This is a genomic window from Peribacillus sp. TH14 (genome assembly GCF_016651145.1).
Lineage (GTDB): Bacteria > Bacillota > Bacilli > Bacillales > DSM-1321 > Peribacillus > Peribacillus butanolivorans.
Map to the genome: position 1 here is coordinate 2,614,582 of NZ_JAEKEK010000001.1, position 18,982 is coordinate 2,633,563.

The 18,982-nt window shown below is 38.5% G+C and carries 19 protein-coding genes; 14 read left to right on the top strand and 5 right to left on the bottom strand.

Annotated features, from left to right (window positions below):
* Positions 1-116 precede the first annotated feature (116 nt).
* Positions 117-428 (bottom strand): ArsR/SmtB family transcription factor, encoded by a 312-nt coding sequence (locus JFU50_RS12665; protein WP_201187119.1) that lies wholly within the window; start codon positions 426-428, stop codon positions 117-119.
* A gap of 541 nt (positions 429-969) precedes the next feature.
* Here JFU50_RS12665 and tnpB point away from each other — a divergent pair.
* Positions 970-2,175, top strand: coding sequence for an IS200/IS605 family element RNA-guided endonuclease TnpB (gene tnpB / locus JFU50_RS12670; RefSeq protein ID WP_201225071.1), 1,206 nt, complete (start codon positions 970-972; stop codon positions 2,173-2,175).
* Between the two features lie 348 nt (positions 2,176-2,523).
* On the opposite strand, the gene JFU50_RS12675 is transcribed toward tnpB, so the two are convergent.
* Positions 2,524-2,856, bottom strand: coding sequence for a phage holin family protein (locus tag JFU50_RS12675; protein ID WP_053348783.1), 333 nt, complete (start codon positions 2,854-2,856; stop codon positions 2,524-2,526).
* Positions 2,857-3,290: 434 nt separating this feature from the next.
* On the opposite strand from JFU50_RS12675, the gene JFU50_RS12680 reads away from it, so the two are divergent.
* The gene (locus JFU50_RS12680) at positions 3,291-4,649 is read left to right on the top strand and encodes an IS1182 family transposase (protein ID WP_201222782.1); all 1,359 of its coding nucleotides are present in this window, start codon (positions 3,291-3,293) and stop codon (positions 4,647-4,649) included.
* Between the two features lie 138 nt (positions 4,650-4,787).
* Here JFU50_RS12680 and JFU50_RS12685 read toward each other — a convergent pair whose 3' ends face one another.
* On the bottom strand, positions 4,788-5,675 hold the full coding sequence (locus JFU50_RS12685; protein WP_053348784.1) for a TetR/AcrR family transcriptional regulator: 888 nt from the start codon (positions 5,673-5,675) through the stop codon (positions 4,788-4,790).
* 830 nt (positions 5,676-6,505) lie between these two features.
* Between JFU50_RS12685 and katA the strand changes: the two genes are divergently transcribed.
* The 3 genes from katA to JFU50_RS12695 are packed head-to-tail and all read left to right on the top strand — an operon-like array spanning position 6,506 to position 9,402.
* Positions 6,506-7,972: a catalase KatA gene (gene katA / locus JFU50_RS12690; RefSeq protein WP_201222783.1), complete on the top strand. Its 1,467-nt coding sequence runs from the start codon at positions 6,506-6,508 to the stop codon at positions 7,970-7,972.
* Positions 7,973-8,017: 45 nt separating this feature from the next.
* The gene (locus tag JFU50_RS30435; RefSeq protein ID WP_207198796.1) at positions 8,018-8,269 is read left to right on the top strand and encodes a hypothetical protein; all 252 of its coding nucleotides are present in this window, start codon (positions 8,018-8,020) and stop codon (positions 8,267-8,269) included.
* Entirely contained in the window at positions 8,209-9,402 is a 1,194-nt protein-coding gene (locus JFU50_RS12695; RefSeq protein ID WP_201187113.1) for a M14 family metallopeptidase, read from the top strand. The genes JFU50_RS30435 and JFU50_RS12695 overlap by 61 nt, the downstream gene beginning before the upstream one ends.
* Positions 9,403-9,850: 448 nt before the next feature.
* On the opposite strand, the gene JFU50_RS12700 is transcribed toward JFU50_RS12695, so the two are convergent.
* Entirely contained in the window at positions 9,851-10,177 is a 327-nt protein-coding gene (locus tag JFU50_RS12700; RefSeq protein WP_242485367.1) for a hypothetical protein, read from the bottom strand.
* Positions 10,178-10,491: 314 nt separating this feature from the next.
* On the opposite strand from JFU50_RS12700, the gene purT reads away from it, so the two are divergent.
* Both purT and JFU50_RS12710 read left to right on the top strand, forming a co-directional pair.
* Positions 10,492-11,649, top strand: a complete 1,158-nt coding sequence (purT, locus tag JFU50_RS12705) for a phosphoribosylglycinamide formyltransferase 2 (protein WP_201187111.1) — start codon at positions 10,492-10,494, stop codon at positions 11,647-11,649.
* A 314-nt stretch (positions 11,650-11,963) separates the two neighbouring features.
* The gene (locus JFU50_RS12710; protein ID WP_201180978.1) at positions 11,964-13,322 is read left to right on the top strand and encodes an IS1182 family transposase; all 1,359 of its coding nucleotides are present in this window, start codon (positions 11,964-11,966) and stop codon (positions 13,320-13,322) included.
* A 187-nt stretch (positions 13,323-13,509) separates the two neighbouring features.
* On the opposite strand, the gene JFU50_RS12715 is transcribed toward JFU50_RS12710, so the two are convergent.
* Positions 13,510-13,719, bottom strand: a complete 210-nt coding sequence (locus tag JFU50_RS12715; protein ID WP_342214752.1) for an SDR family oxidoreductase — start codon at positions 13,717-13,719, stop codon at positions 13,510-13,512.
* 115 nt (positions 13,720-13,834) lie between these two features.
* Here JFU50_RS12715 and JFU50_RS12720 point away from each other — a divergent pair, with 115 nt between their 5' ends.
* From JFU50_RS12720 to rpmG, 7 genes are all read left to right on the top strand, one after another.
* Positions 13,835-15,208, top strand: coding sequence for an alkaline phosphatase (locus JFU50_RS12720; RefSeq protein ID WP_274607084.1), 1,374 nt, complete (start codon positions 13,835-13,837; stop codon positions 15,206-15,208).
* A gap of 20 nt (positions 15,209-15,228) precedes the next feature.
* Positions 15,229-15,873 (top strand): DUF4352 domain-containing protein, encoded by a 645-nt coding sequence (locus JFU50_RS12725; RefSeq protein ID WP_201222784.1) that lies wholly within the window; start codon positions 15,229-15,231, stop codon positions 15,871-15,873.
* Positions 15,874-15,981: 108 nt separating this feature from the next.
* Complete coding sequence (locus JFU50_RS12730; protein WP_201187107.1) at positions 15,982-16,134, top strand: YpzG family protein; 153 nt, start codon at positions 15,982-15,984, stop codon at positions 16,132-16,134.
* A gap of 344 nt (positions 16,135-16,478) precedes the next feature.
* Positions 16,479-16,853, top strand: a complete 375-nt coding sequence (locus tag JFU50_RS12735; RefSeq protein WP_053348790.1) for a nucleotide excision repair endonuclease — start codon at positions 16,479-16,481, stop codon at positions 16,851-16,853.
* 158 nt (positions 16,854-17,011) lie between these two features.
* Positions 17,012-17,182 (top strand): hypothetical protein, encoded by a 171-nt coding sequence (locus JFU50_RS12740; protein ID WP_201187105.1) that lies wholly within the window; start codon positions 17,012-17,014, stop codon positions 17,180-17,182.
* Positions 17,183-17,487: 305 nt separating this feature from the next.
* A complete protein-coding gene (locus JFU50_RS12745; RefSeq protein ID WP_201222785.1) occupies positions 17,488-18,681 on the top strand; it encodes a GTP-binding protein in 1,194 nt (397 codons plus the stop codon).
* 24 nt (positions 18,682-18,705) lie between these two features.
* Positions 18,706-18,855: a 50S ribosomal protein L33 gene (gene rpmG, locus JFU50_RS12750; RefSeq protein WP_053348792.1), complete on the top strand. Its 150-nt coding sequence runs from the start codon at positions 18,706-18,708 to the stop codon at positions 18,853-18,855.
* Positions 18,856-18,982: the final 127 nt, after the last annotated feature.

Genomic DNA, 18,982 nt, shown 5'->3' on the forward strand with positions numbered 1-18,982 from the left:
CATTCCTACTGTATATTTCTTAATTTATATAAAGATATAAATCATTTATAAAATTAAATATCTGTATATCTAGATATGTAAAAACAAAAAAAAGAATGACCTCCTTTACGTTTATTTTATAGTTCTTTTTGAATGTACTCGGAAAATTCATGTATTGTTTTTTCATTCCGACGATAATAGGTCCACTTTCCGATTCGCTCAGATTCCAACAGCCCAGCTTTTTGCATTGTTAACAAATAACTAGAGATGACAGATTGTGCAAGCCCTGATTTAACCTGAATATCTCCCACACATACACCAACTTTAAAATTTAAACCTTGTTGAAAATAAGGCTTTTCATTAAAGCACTTCTCTGGATTTTTTAGCCATTGCAAAATTTGACGACGTGTATCGTTTGATAAAGCTTTATAAATTAATGTAGGTTCCATATAAATCATTATATCTATTTTTATAGATTTGTAAATGTAAAATTTGCCGTTTTCACCGATAAGTAATTTGAAGATGCGGAAAAAGTAACACGAAAAAAGTGAATCTACATAGTGAATTAAGCTCTTATCGAAGGTCGTACTGTAGTAGTCCTTTCGATATTTCTGTAGGGTCATCGATGATTTCGTGCAGGGTGTTCTTTAGCGAAGACCCTGATTTTCATAGTCATGGTAGGAGCCAACCCCGGTTCTGTCACCCACTGAATCCATGGCAGATACATCCTTTAAGCCGGGATGGGTGAAATATTCACTCAGTAACAAGAAAGAAGAGCCTTTTACCCATAAGTATAACCGTACATACCATTTCGATGGAAATGGGAGTGAATCTATTTATCATTTCCCGCCAGAAGACTCCCTCTTCAAGCGTGTGAAGGGCGAGAGCACAACGGTAAGGGGGAGATGAATGGCGGTTGGCATAAGCCAAAGTAATCTTTTTACAAACGTACGTTCGGTGGTTAATAATAACTATAAGAGGGTGAAACCAATGGTCGTAAACAAAGCTTATAAATTTCGAATCTATCCAACTAAAGAACAACTAGCTCTAATCAATAAAACGATCGGCTGCACCCGTTTTGTCTTTAACTTCCTTTTAGGCAAACAAAAGGAGAAAGATGCCTACTGGTATATTTGTGAAGAAATGAAGCAGAACGGCCAATTACCCTCTAATGAATGGAAAGGTTCTTTTCTGGATAAATACGCAACAATCAAAGAACTTCCAGCTTTAAAGAAAGAGTATTCTTTCCTGAAAGAAGTAGACAGTATTGCCTTACAGAAATCGGTGGGAAATTTAGCAGATTCCTATAGTCGATATTATAAAAAGCAAAATAAGTCACCACGCTTCAAATCGAAAAAGAATCCTATCCAGTCCTACACGACTAAACATACGAATGGAAATATCGGAATGATTGGAAACCAAATCAAATTGCCAAAACTCGGTCTAGTTCGTTTTGCTAAAAGCCGCGAAGTCGAAGGGCGAATCATCAATGCCACAATCAGGGGGAACCATTCGGGTAAATATTTCATTTCCGTTTTAGCGGAAACCAATGTACAAGTACTTCCTAAAAATAATCGTTCGTGCGGTGTAGATGTTAGTTTGAAGAACTTTGCTATTCTTTCAGATGGTACGGTCTATCAAAACCCAAAATTCTTCCGGACGGTCGAAAAGAAATTGGCCAAAGCACAACGGATTCTTTCAAGGCGACAAGAAATAGCCTTGAATCAAAATAAACCATTGGCTGGAGCCAAAAACTATCAAAAACAAAAACGAAAAGTGGCTATCCTACACGAAAAAATTTCAAATGCCCGAATGGATTACTTACATAAAGTTTCTACCGAAATCATCAAAAACCACGATGTTATTGGAATGGAAGACTTGCAAGTGTCGAATATGATGAAAAATCACAAACTAGCTAAAGCTATTAGTGAGGTATCTTGGTACCAATTCAAAAAAATGTTGGAATACAAAGCAAAATGGTATGGTAAACAAATCGTGACCGTATCTAAAACGTTTGCTTCTAGCCAATTGTGTTCTAGCTGCGGTTACCAAAATAAAGACGTTAAAGATCTGAATCTTCGTGAATGGGATTGTCCTTTTTGTTCTACTCACCACGATCGAGATATTAACGCAGGGCTCAATCTAATGAATGAAGCCATAAGGCTTCTAACCGTAGGAACTACGGGAGTAGCCTAATTAAAAATTGGCCGATAGGCTAATGTTCTTAGGAATCCCCCACTTCAATCAGACCGTAAGGTCGATAAGTGGTGGGTAGTTCAAGAAGGAATGACATGTTCACAAAACGTAAGCCAAGATTTATGCTGTCCTTTATGCTCAGATTCCCTCCTTCCTTCACTCTGAATTTGGGTTAAAATCTAATCCTTCACTAAAAGGAAAAAAAGTCACCATAACCGGTGTCAAAAATGAGCGAATAAAGATATTACATAATAGGGGAATTTAGGGGAATAGCCCGGGAAATATCGAAGGGTGTTATGGAAATAGTCATGGAAACGAAAAACCGTCAGCATTCTACTGACGGTTTTTCTACTCTTTTTTTATAATAAGACTTTGGATGAAACTTAATAACAATGAACCGATTAGGGCTCCCCAAAAAGATTCTATTTCAAAGCCACTGACAACATAGGATGTAATTTGGAACGTGAAGGCATTGATAATGAACGAAAACAAGCCGAAGGTTAGGATAGTGATCGGCAAAGCGATAAGTTGAAGAATTGGTTTAACTAGCATGTTCATGATTGATAATATAAAAACCGCCAGTAGAGCTGTACCATAAGATTTTATCGTGATGGAGTCGAGAAGCCAGTCAATAACGAGTAAAATCAACCCGTTGATAAGAAATCGCATTATTATATTCATGAAAAACTCCTCCTGAAGACACTTTTCTACACTAATCATTATACTAAAATTTTATGAATTTCAGTTATATGTTTGCTGAATTGTCACAAAAAAATAACGATTCGATACGTTTTCTTGCAGATAATAAAAAGCCCCATAATTGGGGCTTTCAGACTGTAGACAAACTCGATGAAAATCGAGTTTGTCTACAGTCTTTTTTAGGGGTTGTAAAAATTCGAACGTTGATTTCCACTCCAGGAACTCGCTTTCCGCGGGCGGTCAGGGAGCCTCCTCGGCGCCTTTGCGCCTGTGGGGTCTCCCTTGGACACGCTTTTCCCGCAGGAGTCTCGCACCTTCCGTTCCAATCAACTTTGTTTTAACAATTAGAAATAAACACTTTTTCCTACAGTCTTTTTTGTTTTAATATAGGAGTATTAAAACTTGAGGTGATGACGATGCTTTCGAAACATAATTCTATTCAGCGAGATCAACTTGAAATGATTACTTTGGATCAACTGGTGCCAGCGAACCATTTGGTTCGTAAAATTGAGGGGGCCATTGACTTCACTTTCATTTATGACTTGGTGAAAGAGATGTATTCAGAGATAGGCCGCCTAAGTATTGATCCAGTTATTTTAGTTAAATTGACATTCATTCAATATACCTTCGGTATTCGTTCGATGCGTAAAACGATTGAAGAAGTTGAAACGAATATGGCTTACCGTTGGTTTTTAGGTTACGGTTTCCATGATAAAGTACCTCACTTCTCAACGTTCGGGAAAAATTATGAGCGTCGCTTTAAAGATACAGACCTGTTTGAACAGATTTTTTATCGTATCTTAATGACAGCCTCAGAAAGAAAGTTAATTAGTGCAGAGCACGTATTCGTTGATTCAACACATGTGAAAGCCAGTGCGAATAAGCGGAAATTCGAAAAGAAAATCGTTCGTAAGGAAACACGAGCATATCAAGGACGCCTTCAAGAAGAAATAAATCAAGATCGTGAAAACAATGGAAAGAAGCCTTTTCCACCGGATAAATTTGATAAAGAAGAAACCAAAGAAATTAAAGAAAGTTCAACTGACCCTGAGAGTGGCTACTATGTAAAAGATGAACGAACAAAACAGTTTGCCTATTCATTTCATGCGGCTGCAGACCGCAACGGTTTTGTGCTGGGGACGATTGTAACACCAGGAAATACGCATGATAGTCATACCTTAGAGCCTCTTGTTGAACAAGTGATTGAGAAAGTTGGAAAACCTGAAGCTGTTGCCGCAGATGCAGCTTACAAAACACCAGCCATTACAAGCTACCTTTTTGGGAAAGAAATCACACCAGCTTTACCCTATACACGTCCACGAACAAAAGAAGGGTTCTTTCGCAAGCATGACTATGTTTACGATGAACATTTTAATTGTTATCTCTGCCCATCGGGCGAGATTTTAAAGTACTCAACAACAAATAAAGAGGGCTATCGCGAGTACAAATCACCCAAACACACTTGTGCGACATGCTCATTTTTATCACAGTGTACAGTAAGCAAAGACCATCAAAAAGTGGTGACACGCCATATCTGGCAAAATTATATGGAAGAAGCAGATCATCTGCGTCACCACAAGGATGTAAAACCTATATATGCGAAACGCAAAGAAACAATAGAGCGTGTATTCGCAGATGCAAAAGAAAAGCATGGTATGCGTTGGACTACTTTAAGGGGACTTAAAAAATTGTCGATGCAGGCGATGCTTACATTCGCTGTCATGAATTTAAAGAAGATTGCCAATTGGACATGGCAAGGTCCAATAATGGCTTAATAAAGTGGGCTCGTAGAGGCCCAATCTCTTAATCTTGATCAAAATTCAAAGGGAATTTCAAAAGGGGTCCAGAATTAAAACATTCTGGACCCCTTTTGTCTACAAACTGAAAGACCCATAATTGGGGCTTTAACCAGTTTAGTTACTAGCGATAATCTTTTCGAAATCACTCAATTCTTTTGAGTTTTTAAGCTTTAAATTTGTGTTTAAAGATAGTAGAGCACTTTCGATGAGAAAGTGGCGCGGCTCACCTTTTTGCAGAAATTCTTCTTGGATAAAGTGAACTAATTTTAAGTGTTTTACCCGTTCTGCTTCATCTTGGAAAAGTTTTAAGATGACTTTTTTAAGTTCGGCTGTAGAGTGAAGGAGAGCAGTGTGAAAATCCTGTTTCGTATCGAAACATTCTGGCAACCATTGCTTTATATAATCAGGATCGAGAAGCTGTACTCCTGATTGGCTCACATCATCGAAAAGAGTTTTAAGCCTATCAACACAATAACGAATTATTTCAGTAGGGTTGAAATCAGGCTCTTTAGCTAACGCATTAAAATGAATGGTTTGGTGCATCATCCCTGAATAAAGTATGGCACAATCTAATATATAAGGTTTTTTCTCTTCGCCGAATATTTCTAGAAACCGTTTTGATAGCCAATGTATATGTTTGAATTTTGCATGTGTAATAAAGTTTTTAAGTTCGGTATCATTTGAAATCATTATTTCTTCAAATAAGGAAAATAGTTTATTACTTCTATTGGAGTGTATTTGTAATTCAGATTGTTTGATGAATATTTCAATATCCGCAACATTTTGACCGATTAATAGTTCATTACTTTCATGTTCGAATTTTTCTTGGGTCGAGATAAAGACAGCTTTAAGCAGTTCACTTTTAGAAGAAAAGTAGTTATAAAATGTCCCTTTTGAAATACCGCTATAGTCCAAAATATCCTGAATAGATGTTGCTTGATAACCCTTTTCAATAAATAACTGGTGTGCATACTTAACTACAAGTTGTTTCCGTTCATTCATATAAATCACCCTTACTCTTATTGGACGGTCATTTTAACGTAATAGTATCTTATTTTCTATACGAACACAAACCAGTATTTTCACAATTGTTTTATTGCTTAATTCCAGGAAGGGAGTGGTGTCAGGAAAAATGAACGATAAGTTTAATAGAAGAAAAAGTAATAGGGTTCAACATCAATAAAACGGCGGCTGTATAGGGTGGATAGCGACCTTTATATCAGGTGGATTCATAGCTTTCCTAAACTAAGCTTTAGCGAATGTGGCGCTACCATCGATTAGGTGTGGCGTTTTTTTAGGTCCTTCATAAAGTGTGTTTGATCAGATACCGGAATCACTCAAAAACAATAAAAGCATTAGTTCATAAAAAAGAGCTGCCATTCCTTATATAAGGATGGCAGCTCTTTTGCTTGTGATTTTAAAAAAGAAAATAGAAGTGAACATTGTCACATGCGAATCTTATGCTTTGTTATAAAATGAGAGAGTGATCTAGATTTATCCAATTTTTAAGAAAATAATGGAAAATACTTAGACTTTTCTTCATTCTCGATTAATAACTTATTAGATATAGAAATGATAAAATCATGCAGTATGAAGGAAAAGTGACATTGAAGTGAAATACCAGTAAAAGGGATGAAAAAATCGAAGAAACTTGTAGTAAAGCGATTTGTAAAATTTGATATTTCCTTTTACTGGATTTAAAATAAAAGTATAAACAATTATAACCTTAATGAATTAATTATTATATTAAAATTATTATAAATAAGTATTGATTTTTTTCTGATAAGGCTTATCATTATATACATAAATAATAATGAAAAGGTGGTTCAATTATGACTAATAAGAAAGACCTTACAACTAGCTGGGGTGCACCAGTTGGAGATAACCAAAATTCAATCACTGCGGGACAACGTGGCCCTGTACTCATTCAAGATGTACACTTATTAGAAAAATTAGCGCACTTTAACCGTGAGCGTGTGCCTGAACGTGTAGTTCATGCAAAAGGTGCCGGTGCATTCGGTACTTTCGAAGTAACGAACGACCTTTCTAAGTATACGAAAGCTAAGCTTTTCAATGGTGTTGGCAAGAAGACAGATTTATTTATCCGTTTTTCTACAGTAGCTGGCGAATTAGGCTCAGCTGATACAGTTCGTGATCCACGCGGATTTGCTGTTAAATTCTACACGGAAGAAGGAAACTACGATATCGTTGGTAACAATACGCCTGTATTCTTTATCCGCGATGCGATCAAATTCCCCGATTTCATCCATACACAAAAGAGAGATCCAAGAACACATTTGAAAAACCCGACTGCGGTCTGGGATTTTTGGTCACATTCTCCAGAATCTTTACACCAAGTAACGATTCTAATGTCTGACCGAGGCATTCCGGCTACACTTCGTCATACACATGGTTTTGGAAGCCATACATTTAAATGGGTGAATGATGAAGGACAAGGCGTTTGGGTGAAATATCACTTTAAGACAGAACAAGGCATCAAAAATCTTGATGTGAATCTTGCTGCAAAACTTGCGGGTGAAAACCCTGATTACCATACGGAAGATCTTTTCAATGCAATTGAAAAAGGCGACTTCCCTGCATGGAAATTATACGTACAAATCATGCCTTTGGAAGATGCAGATACCTACCGTTTCGATCCATTTGATGTAACAAAAGTATGGTCTCAAAAAGATTACCCGTTAATCGAACTTGGCCGGATGGAATTGAATAGGAATCCTGAAAACTATTTTGCAGAAGTAGAGCAAGCTACGTTCTCACCAGGAACATTCGTACCAGGAATTGAAGCTTCTCCAGACAAAATGCTTCAAGGACGTCTATTTGCATATGGTGATGCACACCGTTACCGTGTTGGTTCTAACCACAACCAACTTCCGGTTAACCGTCCGAAAGTGGAAGCAAGCAACTATCAACGTGATGGCTTCATGCGTGCGGATGACAATGGCAAGGGTTCAGTTTATTATGAACCTAATAGTTTTGATGGCCCTGCTGAAACAGCTGAAAATAAAACCACTCCATTTGAAGTGACTGGGCAAGTTGCACAAGTAGGACATAACAGTGATGACCACTACACTCAAGCAGGTGACTTATACCGCCTATTGAGTGAAGAAGAAAAAACTAGACTTGTAGAGACTATTGTGGGAGCAATGAAACCAGTCGAATTAGAAGAAATCAAACTTCGCCAAATTGGCCATTTCTACAAAGCTGATCCAGAATACGGAACACGCATTGCTGAAGGTCTAGGCTTAGTAGTACCAGAAGAAGCAAGAAGCATAAAATAATGAATTCTTAATCTTAACTAAAAGCAAACAGGCATCCATTTATAAATGGATGCCTGTATTTATTTGAAGGTTAAACGGCTTGATGTGGAGAAAATTGAGCTGGGTTATTTGACCAATGTGACAGTGAGGCCAACCAAAGCGGTTTGTATTTGTGTATTGGCACAGCCCATTATTGGGATGAAAATTGGCAATAATTTGGTCAAACCAGCATACATTTGGATAAGTGGAGGTGCAGTATGGACGTTTTTGTGCGGCAGAATGATTCCTTGTGGCATTATAGCCAATTATTCAATGTGAATTATCAACTGATAATTGATTCCAATAGCGGGATTGATCCTCTTGCCCTTAAGATAGGACAGAAGATCAAAATTCCGGGCTTTACGACGACTGGTCATCATATTAAGAAAGGGGATTCCTTATGGGCGATTGCCAAATCACGCAATCTTCCATTGGATGCACTATTTTTGGTTAATCCTAGTCTCAATGCGAATGCCTTGAAAATTGGCCAGACGATTTCTGTACCATTAAGGATTACTTGGAGGCTTGTTCAAGGAAATCAGGAATATGATTATCAAATGATGATGAATGATGTAAAACGACTGAAAAGCATTTATCCTTTTATTAAAACATCCTCGATTGGAGATTCGGTTCTCGGGAGGGAGATCCCTGAAGTGCTGATTGGGAATGGTGACAAACGAGTGCACTATGATGGTTCATTTCATGCAAATGAGTGGATTACGACCCCTGTGATTATGACTTTTTTAAATGATTATTTAATGGCAATCACGAATCAAACTGGGATCCGCAGTCTATCTCTGTTCCCTTATTATCAGCAGACGATGCTATCTCTCGTTCCGATGGTGAATCCTGATGGAGTGGAGCTGGTTCTAAAAGGACCACCTGCTGATGCCTCATTGAAATCACAGCTCGTGGAATGGAATAATAATAGCGAGGATTTTTCCGGCTGGAAAGCTAATATCAATGGAGTCGATCTGAATGATCAGTTTCCCGCCAAATGGGAGCTAGAACAAGCTCGCAATATGGTAACGAAGCCAGGACCAGCAAATTATTCTGGAAAAGGTCCGCTAACGCAGCCAGAGGCAATTGCGATGGCTGATTTGACAAGAAAACGTGATTTTGACAGAGTGCTTGCTTTTCATACCCAAGGGGAGGTCATTTATTGGGGGTTTGAAGATTTGGAACCACCCGAGTCTAAAACGATCGTCAATGAATTTGCGAGGGTCAGCGGTTATGAGCCCGTCAAATCCGCTAATAGTTATGCAGGATATAAGGATTGGTTTATTCAGGATTGGCGGAGGCCAGGGTTTACCGTTGAACTCGGCAAAGGAAAAAACCCGCTTCCTTTAACACAATTTGATGAGATTTATCAGAAAACGCTGGGGATTTTTTTAGCTGGTTTGTATATGTGAATTTGTCCATGTGAAAAAGCTCAACTCCGGGTCTTTAGGGGAAGAGCTTTTAGTCTTATAAACTATTAGACCGGAAACGATGAGGGCTGCTTCAATAATAAGGTAAAGTTTGAATTTCCTTATTGATTGCATGATTAACTCGTTTTTAAGCCTAAAAGTAACGATTTTTCTCCAGCATTCGTATTACTTAAATTGCAGCCCTTACCTAAAAGGTATACTAATAGTTTTACGGTAAAGAAGCTTGACTCCTTTAGCGCTAGTATCGGCCCCACCTACGCCAGATACATTGACGGCCACGCATGCCATCCAACCTAAGTTTATTATAATAGAAAGCGCTTACATTTACAAAAAAATCGTAGAACAAATTTCGACATCTACTTCTGTATACCCACCTTAGTGAAGGGAATTTGACTTCTCACTGAGGTGGGATTCTTTAGTGTTAACCATGTTAACGAGCGATGAATTCCTGAAGTTTTTTTGTTAGGCCGCCATTGCCAAATTTAATGAACTTTGTCTTTCCAGCTGCCTGTTCTGGAGAAGTAGCAAATTCCAAGAAGGCTAAAAGGTTGATCCGACGGTTAAGGATATGGATGATACCATATTCATAAAACCAATTATCAATCGTATTGTAAACTCCTTTATTCAGCGAATATTGCTGCTGGCACCATTGAAAAAATTTTCTATCAGGCAGATGTAGGTACTCCATCTCTTCTAAGCGGGTATTTTTTTTCTCCTTCATAATAGGGAACATAGGCCTTAGTAATTCTTTTTGCAAAGTAAATTCCTCCCTCATTTGATAATAACGAAAAGGCCCCCTATTCATGTTGTTGAATAGAGAGCCTCTAGTGAACTAGTCAGCCGATATATTTTATTATATAAAACCAGCATAAAACATATTAATCTTAGTTGTCAAGTGTGAATTAAATATTGGTTTTTGTGTTAAGCGTTTTATTTGTTAAAAAACCTGTATTTATTACGTTCACTTGCTATTAATAGAGAAAAATAAATGAAAAGACGAATAAAATTTTGTGTTTATTCATTTATAGTTCGTATATAATGGTTTTGAAGACATGGAGGGGGAGAGACTGGATGTATAAATCGAAAAAGATTTTATTATTAGGTTCGGGTGAATTAGGTAAAGAGGTCATTCTTGAAGCACAGCGTCTTGGTGTAGAGACCGTTGCCGTAGACCGCTATGAACAGGCACCTGCAATGCAAGTTGCTCATCGAAGTTATGTCATCGATATGCTGGATGCGAATCAGCTTAGGGAAATTGTTGAAAAAGAACAACCCGATTTAATTGTGCCGGAAATTGAGGCTATTGCCACATCTGAATTAATCAAATTAGAGGATGAGGGCTTTCATGTCATTCCAACAGCAAGAGCGGCTAAGTTAACAATGGATCGTGAAGGAATTAGAAGGTTGGCTTCTGAAACACTAGAGCTTCCAACTGCTGCTTACAAATTTGCTGATACATATGAAGAATTTGTCCTAGCTGCCAAAGAGATTGGGTTTCCTAATGTCGTAAAACCGCTAATGAGTTCTTCAGGGAAAGGGCAAAGTGTCTGCCGTACGGAAGATGATCTTGAAGAATGTTGGCAAATTGCGATGGAAGGCGGCCGGGTTCAAAATGGACGAGTGATAATTGAAGAATTTATTCGTTTTGATTCTGAAATCACGCTCCTTACTGTTCGTGCAGTAAATGGAACGATGTTTTGTGCTCCAATCGGTCATATTCAGCAGGGTGGGGACTATATTGAATCTTGGCAACCTCATAATATGACAGAAGCACAAATCGTAGAGGCGAAAAGAATTGCCCAAGCCATTACAGATGAACTTGGAGGATACGGATTATTTGGGGTAGAACTTTTCCTATCTGGAGATAAAGTCTATTTCAGTGAAGTTTCTCCACGCCCGCATGATACAGGGCTAGTGACATTAGCTACCCAAAATTTATCGGAGTTTGCCCTGCATGTAAGAGCAATTCTAGGGTTTCCAATTCCAGAAATCACGCTGATTACTCCAGGAGCCAGCCGTCCGTTAAAAGCGCCAGTTGAGTTATCGGAATATTCTATAGTTGGTGTTGAACAAGCCTTGGCTTTGCCGAATACACAAGTGCGCGTCTTTGGAAAACCGGTCACGAAGGTTGGTAGAAGGGTAGCTGTTGCTTTATCTTCCGCCGATTCAGTCGAAATTGCGCGAGTGAATGCAGCCCGTGCTTTGGAATGTTTGAAGGTAGAGAAGTAATATTAAAAAGCGCTCTGGAATAGAGCGCTTCAGACTGTAGACAAACTCGATGAAAATCGAGTTTGTCTACAGTTTTTTTGAGGGGGTGTAAAAATTCGACGTTGATTTCCACTCCAGGCACTCGCTTTCCGCGGGCGGTCAGGGAGCCTCCTCGGCGCCTTTGCGCCTGTGGGGTCTCCCTTGGACACGCATTTCCCGCAGGAGTCTCGCACCTTCCGTTCCAATCAACTTTGTTTTAACAATTAGATATAACCACTTTTGCCTACAGTCCTTTTTGTTTTAATATAGAAGTATTAAAACTTGAGGTGATGACGATGCTTTCGAAACATAATTCTATTCAGCGAGATCAACTTGAAATGATCACTTTGGATCAACTGGTGCCAGCGAACCATTTGGTTCGTAAAATTGAGGGAGCCATTGACTTCACTTTCATTTATGACTTGGTGAAAGATATGTATTCAGAGATAGGGCGCCCAAGTATTGATCCAGTTATTTTAGTTAAATTGACATTCATTCAATATACCTTCGGTATTCGTTCGATGCGTAAAACGATTGAAGAAGTTGAAACGAATATGGCTTACCGTTGGTTTTTAGGTTACGGTTTCCATGATAAAGTACCTCACTTCTCAACGTTCGGGAAAAATTATGAGCGTCGCTTTAAAGATACAGACCTGTTTGAACGGATTTTTTATCGTATCTTAATGACAGCTTCAGAAAGAAAGTTAATAAGTGCAGAGCACGTATTCGTTGATTCAACACATGTGAAAGCCAGTGCGAATAAGCGAAAATTCGAAAAGAAAATCGTTCGTAAGGAAACACGAGCATATCAAGGACGCCTTCAAGAAGAAATAAATCAAGATCGTGAAAACAATGGAAAGAAGCCTTTTCCACCGGATAAATTTGATAAAGAAGAAACCAAAGAAATTAAAGAAAGTACAACTGACCCTGAGAGTGGCTACTATGTAAAAGATGAACGAACAAAACAGTTTGCCTATTCATTTCATGCGGCTGCGGACCGCAACGGTTTTGTGCTGGGGACGATTGTAACACCGGGAAATACGCATGATAGTCATATCTTAGAGCCTCTTGTTGAACAAGTGATTGAGAAAGTTGGAAAACCTGAAGCTGTTGCCGCAGATGCAGCTTACAAAACACCAGCCATTACAAGCTACCTTTTTGGGAAAGAAATCACACCAGCTTTACCCTATACACGTCCACGAACAAAAGAAGGGTTCTTTCGCAAGCATGACTATGTTTACGATGAACATTTTGATTGTTATCTCTGCCCATCGGGCGAGATTTTAAAGTACTCAACAACAAATAAAGAGGGCTATCGCGAGTACAAATCACCCAAACACACTTGTGCGACATGCTCATTTTTATCACAGTGTACAGTAAGCAAAGACCATCAAAAAGTGGTGACACGCCATATCTGGCAAAATTATATGGAAGAAGCAGATCATCTGCGTCATCACAAGGATGTAAAACCTATATATGCGAAACGTAAAGAAACAATAGAGCGTGTATTCGCAGATGCAAAAGAAAAGCATGGTATGCGTTGGACTACTTTAAGGGGACTTAAAAAATTGTCGATGCAGGCGATGCTTACTTTCGCTGCCATGAATTTAAAGAAGATAGCCAATTGGACATGGCAAGGTCCAAGAATGGCTTAATAAAGTGGGCTCGTAGAGGCCCAATCTCTTAATCATGAGCAAAATTCAAAGGGAATTTCAAAAGGGGTCCGGAATTAAAACATTCCGAACCCCTTTTGTCTACAAACTGAAGCGCTCTGGAATAGAGCGCTTTTTTTTACTTTAGACATGATTGTCCATCTCCATGGTTAATCCATAAAATCCACAACTAAGTTCGACTAGTTACAGCCCTGCTCCAGGGGGATGTGAAGAATAACACAGCATCGGCTGCCTCTTCAGGGGCAGTCACTTTTTGGAGTGGAGTACTTTCTATTATCATCTGGAAAACCTCATCTGAAGTAGCAGAACTGGCATCCGTTTGTTGAAGCAGTCCACCTCGAACTATATTACGATGACTCCGTCTTTTCCTAATTTGTATTTACTCTGTCTTAATAATTAAACCGCTGCATTTTTACATTTCCTTGACACTAGGTTCATCTTCTTCCCTTATAGTTTAATTAAATATATGAACTAATTTATGGGAGGTCATTTTTTTGAAGAGTAAATTGAGTAAAAGATTTTTGCCTATTACCCTCGTTTCTGCCTTAGCAATTGGAAGTTTAACATGGTCCACAACTAATGAAGATGCGTTGGCAAAGGAAAAATCACAAAAATCACCAGAAATTAGAAACGTCATTTTCTTGATAGGTGACGGCATGGGTGTTTCCTATACCTCCGCTTACCGGTATTTAAAAGATAATCCTGCTACTTCAGTGGCAGAAAGGACAGAGTTTGATAAATACTTGGTTGGTCAGCAGATGACATACCCAGAGGATTCTGCACAAAACATAACGGATTCAGCTTCAGCGGCAACGGCGATGTCTGCAGGTGTGAAAACCTATAACGCTGCAATCGCTGTTGATAATGATAAATCCAATGTCAAAACGGTGTTGGAAGCCGCAAAGGAAAGAGGAAAAGCGACTGGACTTGTTGCGACTTCGGAAATCACTCATGCTACACCAGCCTCCTTTGGTGCACATGATGAAAGCCGGAAAAACATGAATGCTATTGCGGATGATTATTATAAGGAATTAATTAATGGCAAACATAAGATTGACGTCCTGCTAGGTGGTGGGAAATCCAATTTTGTCCGACCGGATATTGATTTGACGAAAGCCTTCAAAAAAGATGGCTATAGTTATGTAACCGATAAAAATCAAATGTTAAAGGATAAAAATAAACAGGTTCTTGGTTTGTTTGCTTCAGAAGGACTACCGAAAATGATTGATCGTCCAAACGAAACTCCTTCTTTGAAAGACATGACAAATTCAGCCATTCAGCGTTTGAACAAAGATAAAGATGGGTTCTTCTTGATGGTTGAAGGAAGCCAAGTCGATTGGGCTGGACATGATAATGACATTGTAGGTGCGATGAGTGAAATGGAGGACTTTGAAAAAGCATACAAAGCGGCCATTGAATTTGCAAAGAAAGACAAGCATACCTTGGTAGTGGCGACTGCTGACCATTCTACTGGAGGATTCTCAATTGGAGCAAAGGGTATTTATAACTGGTTCGGTGAACCGATTAAGGCTGCAAAACGTACACCTGACTTTATGGCTGATGCGATCGTAAAAGGCGCGGATGTAGAAAAGACTTTAAAACAATATATTGATCAAAATAAAGTCAAGCTGACTAAAGATGAAATCAAAACGGTTTCAGATGCAGCTAAAACAAAAAATGTGACGAACATCGATAATGCTATAGAAGCAATATTTGATAATCGGACTAATACCGCGTGGACAACCGGCGGTCATACAGGTGAAGATGTACCGGTCTATGCATACGGTCCATATAAAGAGCGCTTTGCCGGCCAGGTTGATAATACGGACCAGGCTAAGATCATCTTTGATCTATTAAAGAAAAGGTAATGAATTCTGGGAGGGATTCCGTGAACAAACTAATTATTGGTGCCCTTTTATTAACCACATTTGGTGCTCTAAACACTCAACCAGCTTTTGACGAACAGAAAGGGAAAGAAAAAACGGAGGAAGTTGCACAACCATTGGTGAAAAAGGATGTCTATGTTCCGAATCCACAACTTCCTGATGATATTAACCTGAAACAAATCGGCCAAACGGTTTCCGATGCAAAAGGTGACCTAACATTAAAGGCCTATAATAAGGCAAATGAGTCTCTGAAGGTCGGTCCGATTGAGGTAGTAATCAAAGATATAAAGGTGATGCATGCCTTCCCGGATTACAGTATGATTGATTTCTTTCATGGATACACACATGATGACGAATTCGATATCGTAAAAGTGAATGTTGAAATCAAAAATACTTCAGAGAAAAACGTTATGTTCTCCCCGGTTGCTTTTCTGGAAACTGACAGTGGGAAACATATGACATGGGAAGATGACATCTACTTAGAAGAGCTGAACGGGGAAATAGAAGGAAATGGCTCAAAGCAGGGGAACATTGGTTTCATTCTAAGTGCTAAAGATGTGAAGGGAATTTCCTTTATGACAAGTGATGCGATTGATAGTCAAGGGAAGGTCCTTTCAAAAGGTAAGTCCATGGAATTTACTTTTTAATAATAGTGGTGTATGAATGCCTTGCAAAAATCAAATACTAGGACATGTGATAGGGATGACCTATCACGTGTACAGAATATCCAAATCCTATTGATGAGGTGATACAGAATGAGTTATAAAGATCAATTAGATCCACATTCTCAAAAGTTTCACCATAACTGGACAAGACCTAAGCGTTCCAAGTCTCAAGTAAATGGCCATACGCAAGAATCGCAAACAAACATTAAACTAAAAAGTAATGCAAAGGCTCACAAGTGGTAACGGATATTTCTGATAAAGAAGGAGACTCTTAACGGGTCTTCTTCTTTATATGTTGGGGTAAAGTATACATAGGACCGTGATATAGGTTTTTAATATATGTGTTCTTTCACTGATTTCCATGATTGCAATCTATATCGCTTATAAACGCTCAAATAAGGCATGCATGGCTTTTCCTTCATAATTATGATAACATTTACCTTTAGGAATAAAGCAGAGCCGGGCGTAAGTTGCCAGGCGTTGACACAGGGCGCAGCAATTTTGGTTTTGTGCATATTAACCATCAAAGGGTAAACAGGCCCAATGTTGGAAGTTTTACCTTACACAAATAGAGGACGTGATTTTTAATGATAAATATTGAGATCCCTGCAGCGGATATAAGCATTAAACAAAGGAAACAAGTAATAGAGGGAGACGAAGCGATCATCCCAGAAATTTACGGGTTCATTGATTTTCATTTAATTCCCCGTGATAAAGGCGGCATCATCATGTTTTATAACGAAAATGATGAGCTGATTTTTGTCGGAAAAGCACGTAAATTAAGACAAAGAGTCAAAAAACATTTCGAGGATAATGTTTCTCCGATTAAGTTACACCGTAATGAAGTCAAAAAAATTGACATTCTTGTTGTAGAAGACGCAATGGAACGTGAAATCTATGAAACGTACATGATCAACAAACTTCATGCAAAATACAATATCGACAAAGTGTTTTATAAATAATAAGAATCAACTATGAAAAGCTGACTGCCTATGCAATCAGCTTTTTTTGTTACATCTAAAGTACAAAAATAAGTCCGTACATTTACAGTTTCTTGATGTTAGGTTAACATTGTTGGTTTATATTTGAAGTATTCCAATACATTTTCAGGAGGTTGCTATTGAAGAAAATACTTTGTAAAAAGGTGTTAGTTATCTCGGTAGGGACAGTGATTGCCTTTGGGAATTTAACGTGGTCCGTGTCACAAGCTTCTAAACTGGCGAAACAACGAGAGATTGAATCTTTTGAACAAGAGACAGTAAAATCTTCAGAGTTGGAAATGGTGGAATAAGGTTAAAATTGGTGATGTAGCTTAATGTGAATATGACAATAACACTGGAGGTTCTTTACACATGCTGTTATGTGTGATTGGGCCTCCATTTATTTTTATTTTTATGATTCTTATACTATTAAAAAAGGTGTAATGGAAGGAAAATTGAAATCAATAAAATTTTTAAAAAAACTTGCAAATAGTAATGATTACGTTTTATTATAAGGGGGTGGATTTAAACAGAAAGTAATCCTATGGTATAAATCGTAATGATTTTGATTTGTGAATGGATTTAAAATGCAGATATGTTTAAGGAGTGTTTGTGAATGAGAAATAAGAAAATCCCCGTTACGGTTTTAAGTGGATACCTTGGTGCGGGAAAGACGACGCTGCTGAATCATATCCTTGAAAATCGAGAGAATCTGAAGGTTGCGGTCATCGTCAATGATATGAGTGAGGTCAATATTGATGCGTCCCTTGTCAAACAGGGAGGGTTTACTCGGACAGATGAAAAGTTGGTGGAAATGCAGAACGGTTGCATATGCTGTACACTTCGTGAGGATTTAATGATTGAGGTTGAAAAGCTGTCCACAAAAGGTAATATCGACTATATTGTGATTGAATCGACTGGTATCAGTGAACCCGTTCCAGTCGCTCAAACCTTCACGTATGTTGATGAAAACGTGGGAATTGATTTATCAAAATTTTGTCGGCTCGATACGATGGTTACCGTTGTTGATGCGAAGAACTTTTGGCAGGATTACGCTTCAGGGGAAACTCTTATTGATCGAATGCAGGCAACCGATGAGGCCGATCAGAGGGAAGTGGTTGATCTATTGATTGACCAAATAGAGTTCGCTAATGTGATTCTTTTAAATAAAATCGATTTAATGAAAGCAGAAGAAGTTGCGGAATTGAACGCGGTTCTTCAAAAAATAAATCCTGATGCGCGGATCATTGAAACGAGTCATTCCCAGGTGCCGCTAAAAGAAGTCATGAACACCCATCTGTTCGATTTTGAAAAGGCGAGCCAAGGAGCAGGCTGGATAAAGGAATTAAATGAAGAGCATATTCCAGAAACCGAAGAATATGGGATAGCCTCCTTCGTTTACAGAAGGAAAAAGCCATTTCATCCATCGCGGCTGATGACGTGGTTAGAAAGTTGGCCGGTGGAAGTGGTGAGGGCAAAGGGCTTCCTTTGGTTGGCATCGAGAAATGATACAGCAGGCCTGCTATCACAGGCTGGACCGTCATTAATGATCCAGGGAGCAGGTAAATGGATTGCAGCTTATCCTAAAGATGAACAACAGCAGATATTGCAGGATGAACCTGAATTGTTGAAAAGCTGGGATGATCTTTACGGAGACCGGATGACGGAACTAGTGATGATTGGCATTCAAATGAATCAACAGGAAATCGAAAATGAATTAGATCAATGCTTGTTGACGGAAATAGAGTTGCAGCAGGATTGGTCTCAGTATGAAGATCCATTACCTGCTTTTACGGAAATAGTTCATTAAAAAACTAAATAGGAGGAAACAAAGATGAGAGTAAACATCACTTTAGCATGCACAGAAACAGGGGACCGAAATTATATCACAACGAAAAACAAGCGGAATAACCCGGATCGAATTGAATTGAAAAAGTACTGCCCGCGTTTAAAGAAACACACGCTTCACCGTGAAACGAAGTAATTTTGAATTTTAAATCGTAATGATTATGTTTTATGAAGAAAGATAGGTAGCGGAACGAATCGTGAACAGTTTATAGAATTATATAACCTAAATAACATTCTCTATATTTTAATAAAGGAGAGATTCA

Excerpts from the sequence above, each read along its gene's own strand:
- JFU50_RS12665 (WP_201187119.1), bottom strand. The coding sequence starts at position 428 with ATGGAACCTACATTAATTTATAAAGCTTTATCAAACGATACACGTCGT.
- tnpB (WP_201225071.1), top strand. The coding sequence starts at position 970 with ATGGTCGTAAACAAAGCTTATAAATTTCGAATCTATCCAACTAAAGAA.
- JFU50_RS12675 (WP_053348783.1), bottom strand. The coding sequence starts at position 2,856 with ATGAATATAATAATGCGATTTCTTATCAACGGGTTGATTTTACTCGTT.
- JFU50_RS12680 (WP_201222782.1), top strand. The coding sequence starts at position 3,291 with ATGCTTTCGAAACATAATTCTATTCAGCGAGATCAACTTGAAATGATT.
- JFU50_RS12685 (WP_053348784.1), bottom strand. The coding sequence starts at position 5,675 with ATGAATGAACGGAAACAACTTGTAGTTAAGTATGCACACCAGTTATTT.
- katA (WP_201222783.1), top strand. The coding sequence starts at position 6,506 with ATGACTAATAAGAAAGACCTTACAACTAGCTGGGGTGCACCAGTTGGA.
- JFU50_RS30435 (WP_207198796.1), top strand. The coding sequence starts at position 8,018 with ATGGATGCCTGTATTTATTTGAAGGTTAAACGGCTTGATGTGGAGAAA.
- JFU50_RS12695 (WP_201187113.1), top strand. The coding sequence starts at position 8,209 with ATGGACGTTTTTGTGCGGCAGAATGATTCCTTGTGGCATTATAGCCAA.
- purT (WP_201187111.1), top strand. The coding sequence starts at position 10,492 with ATGTATAAATCGAAAAAGATTTTATTATTAGGTTCGGGTGAATTAGGT.
- JFU50_RS12710 (WP_201180978.1), top strand. The coding sequence starts at position 11,964 with ATGCTTTCGAAACATAATTCTATTCAGCGAGATCAACTTGAAATGATC.
- JFU50_RS12730 (WP_201187107.1), top strand. The coding sequence starts at position 15,982 with ATGAGTTATAAAGATCAATTAGATCCACATTCTCAAAAGTTTCACCAT.
- JFU50_RS12735 (WP_053348790.1), top strand. The coding sequence starts at position 16,479 with ATGATAAATATTGAGATCCCTGCAGCGGATATAAGCATTAAACAAAGG.
- JFU50_RS12745 (WP_201222785.1), top strand. The coding sequence starts at position 17,488 with ATGAGAAATAAGAAAATCCCCGTTACGGTTTTAAGTGGATACCTTGGT.
- rpmG (WP_053348792.1), top strand. The coding sequence starts at position 18,706 with ATGAGAGTAAACATCACTTTAGCATGCACAGAAACAGGGGACCGAAAT.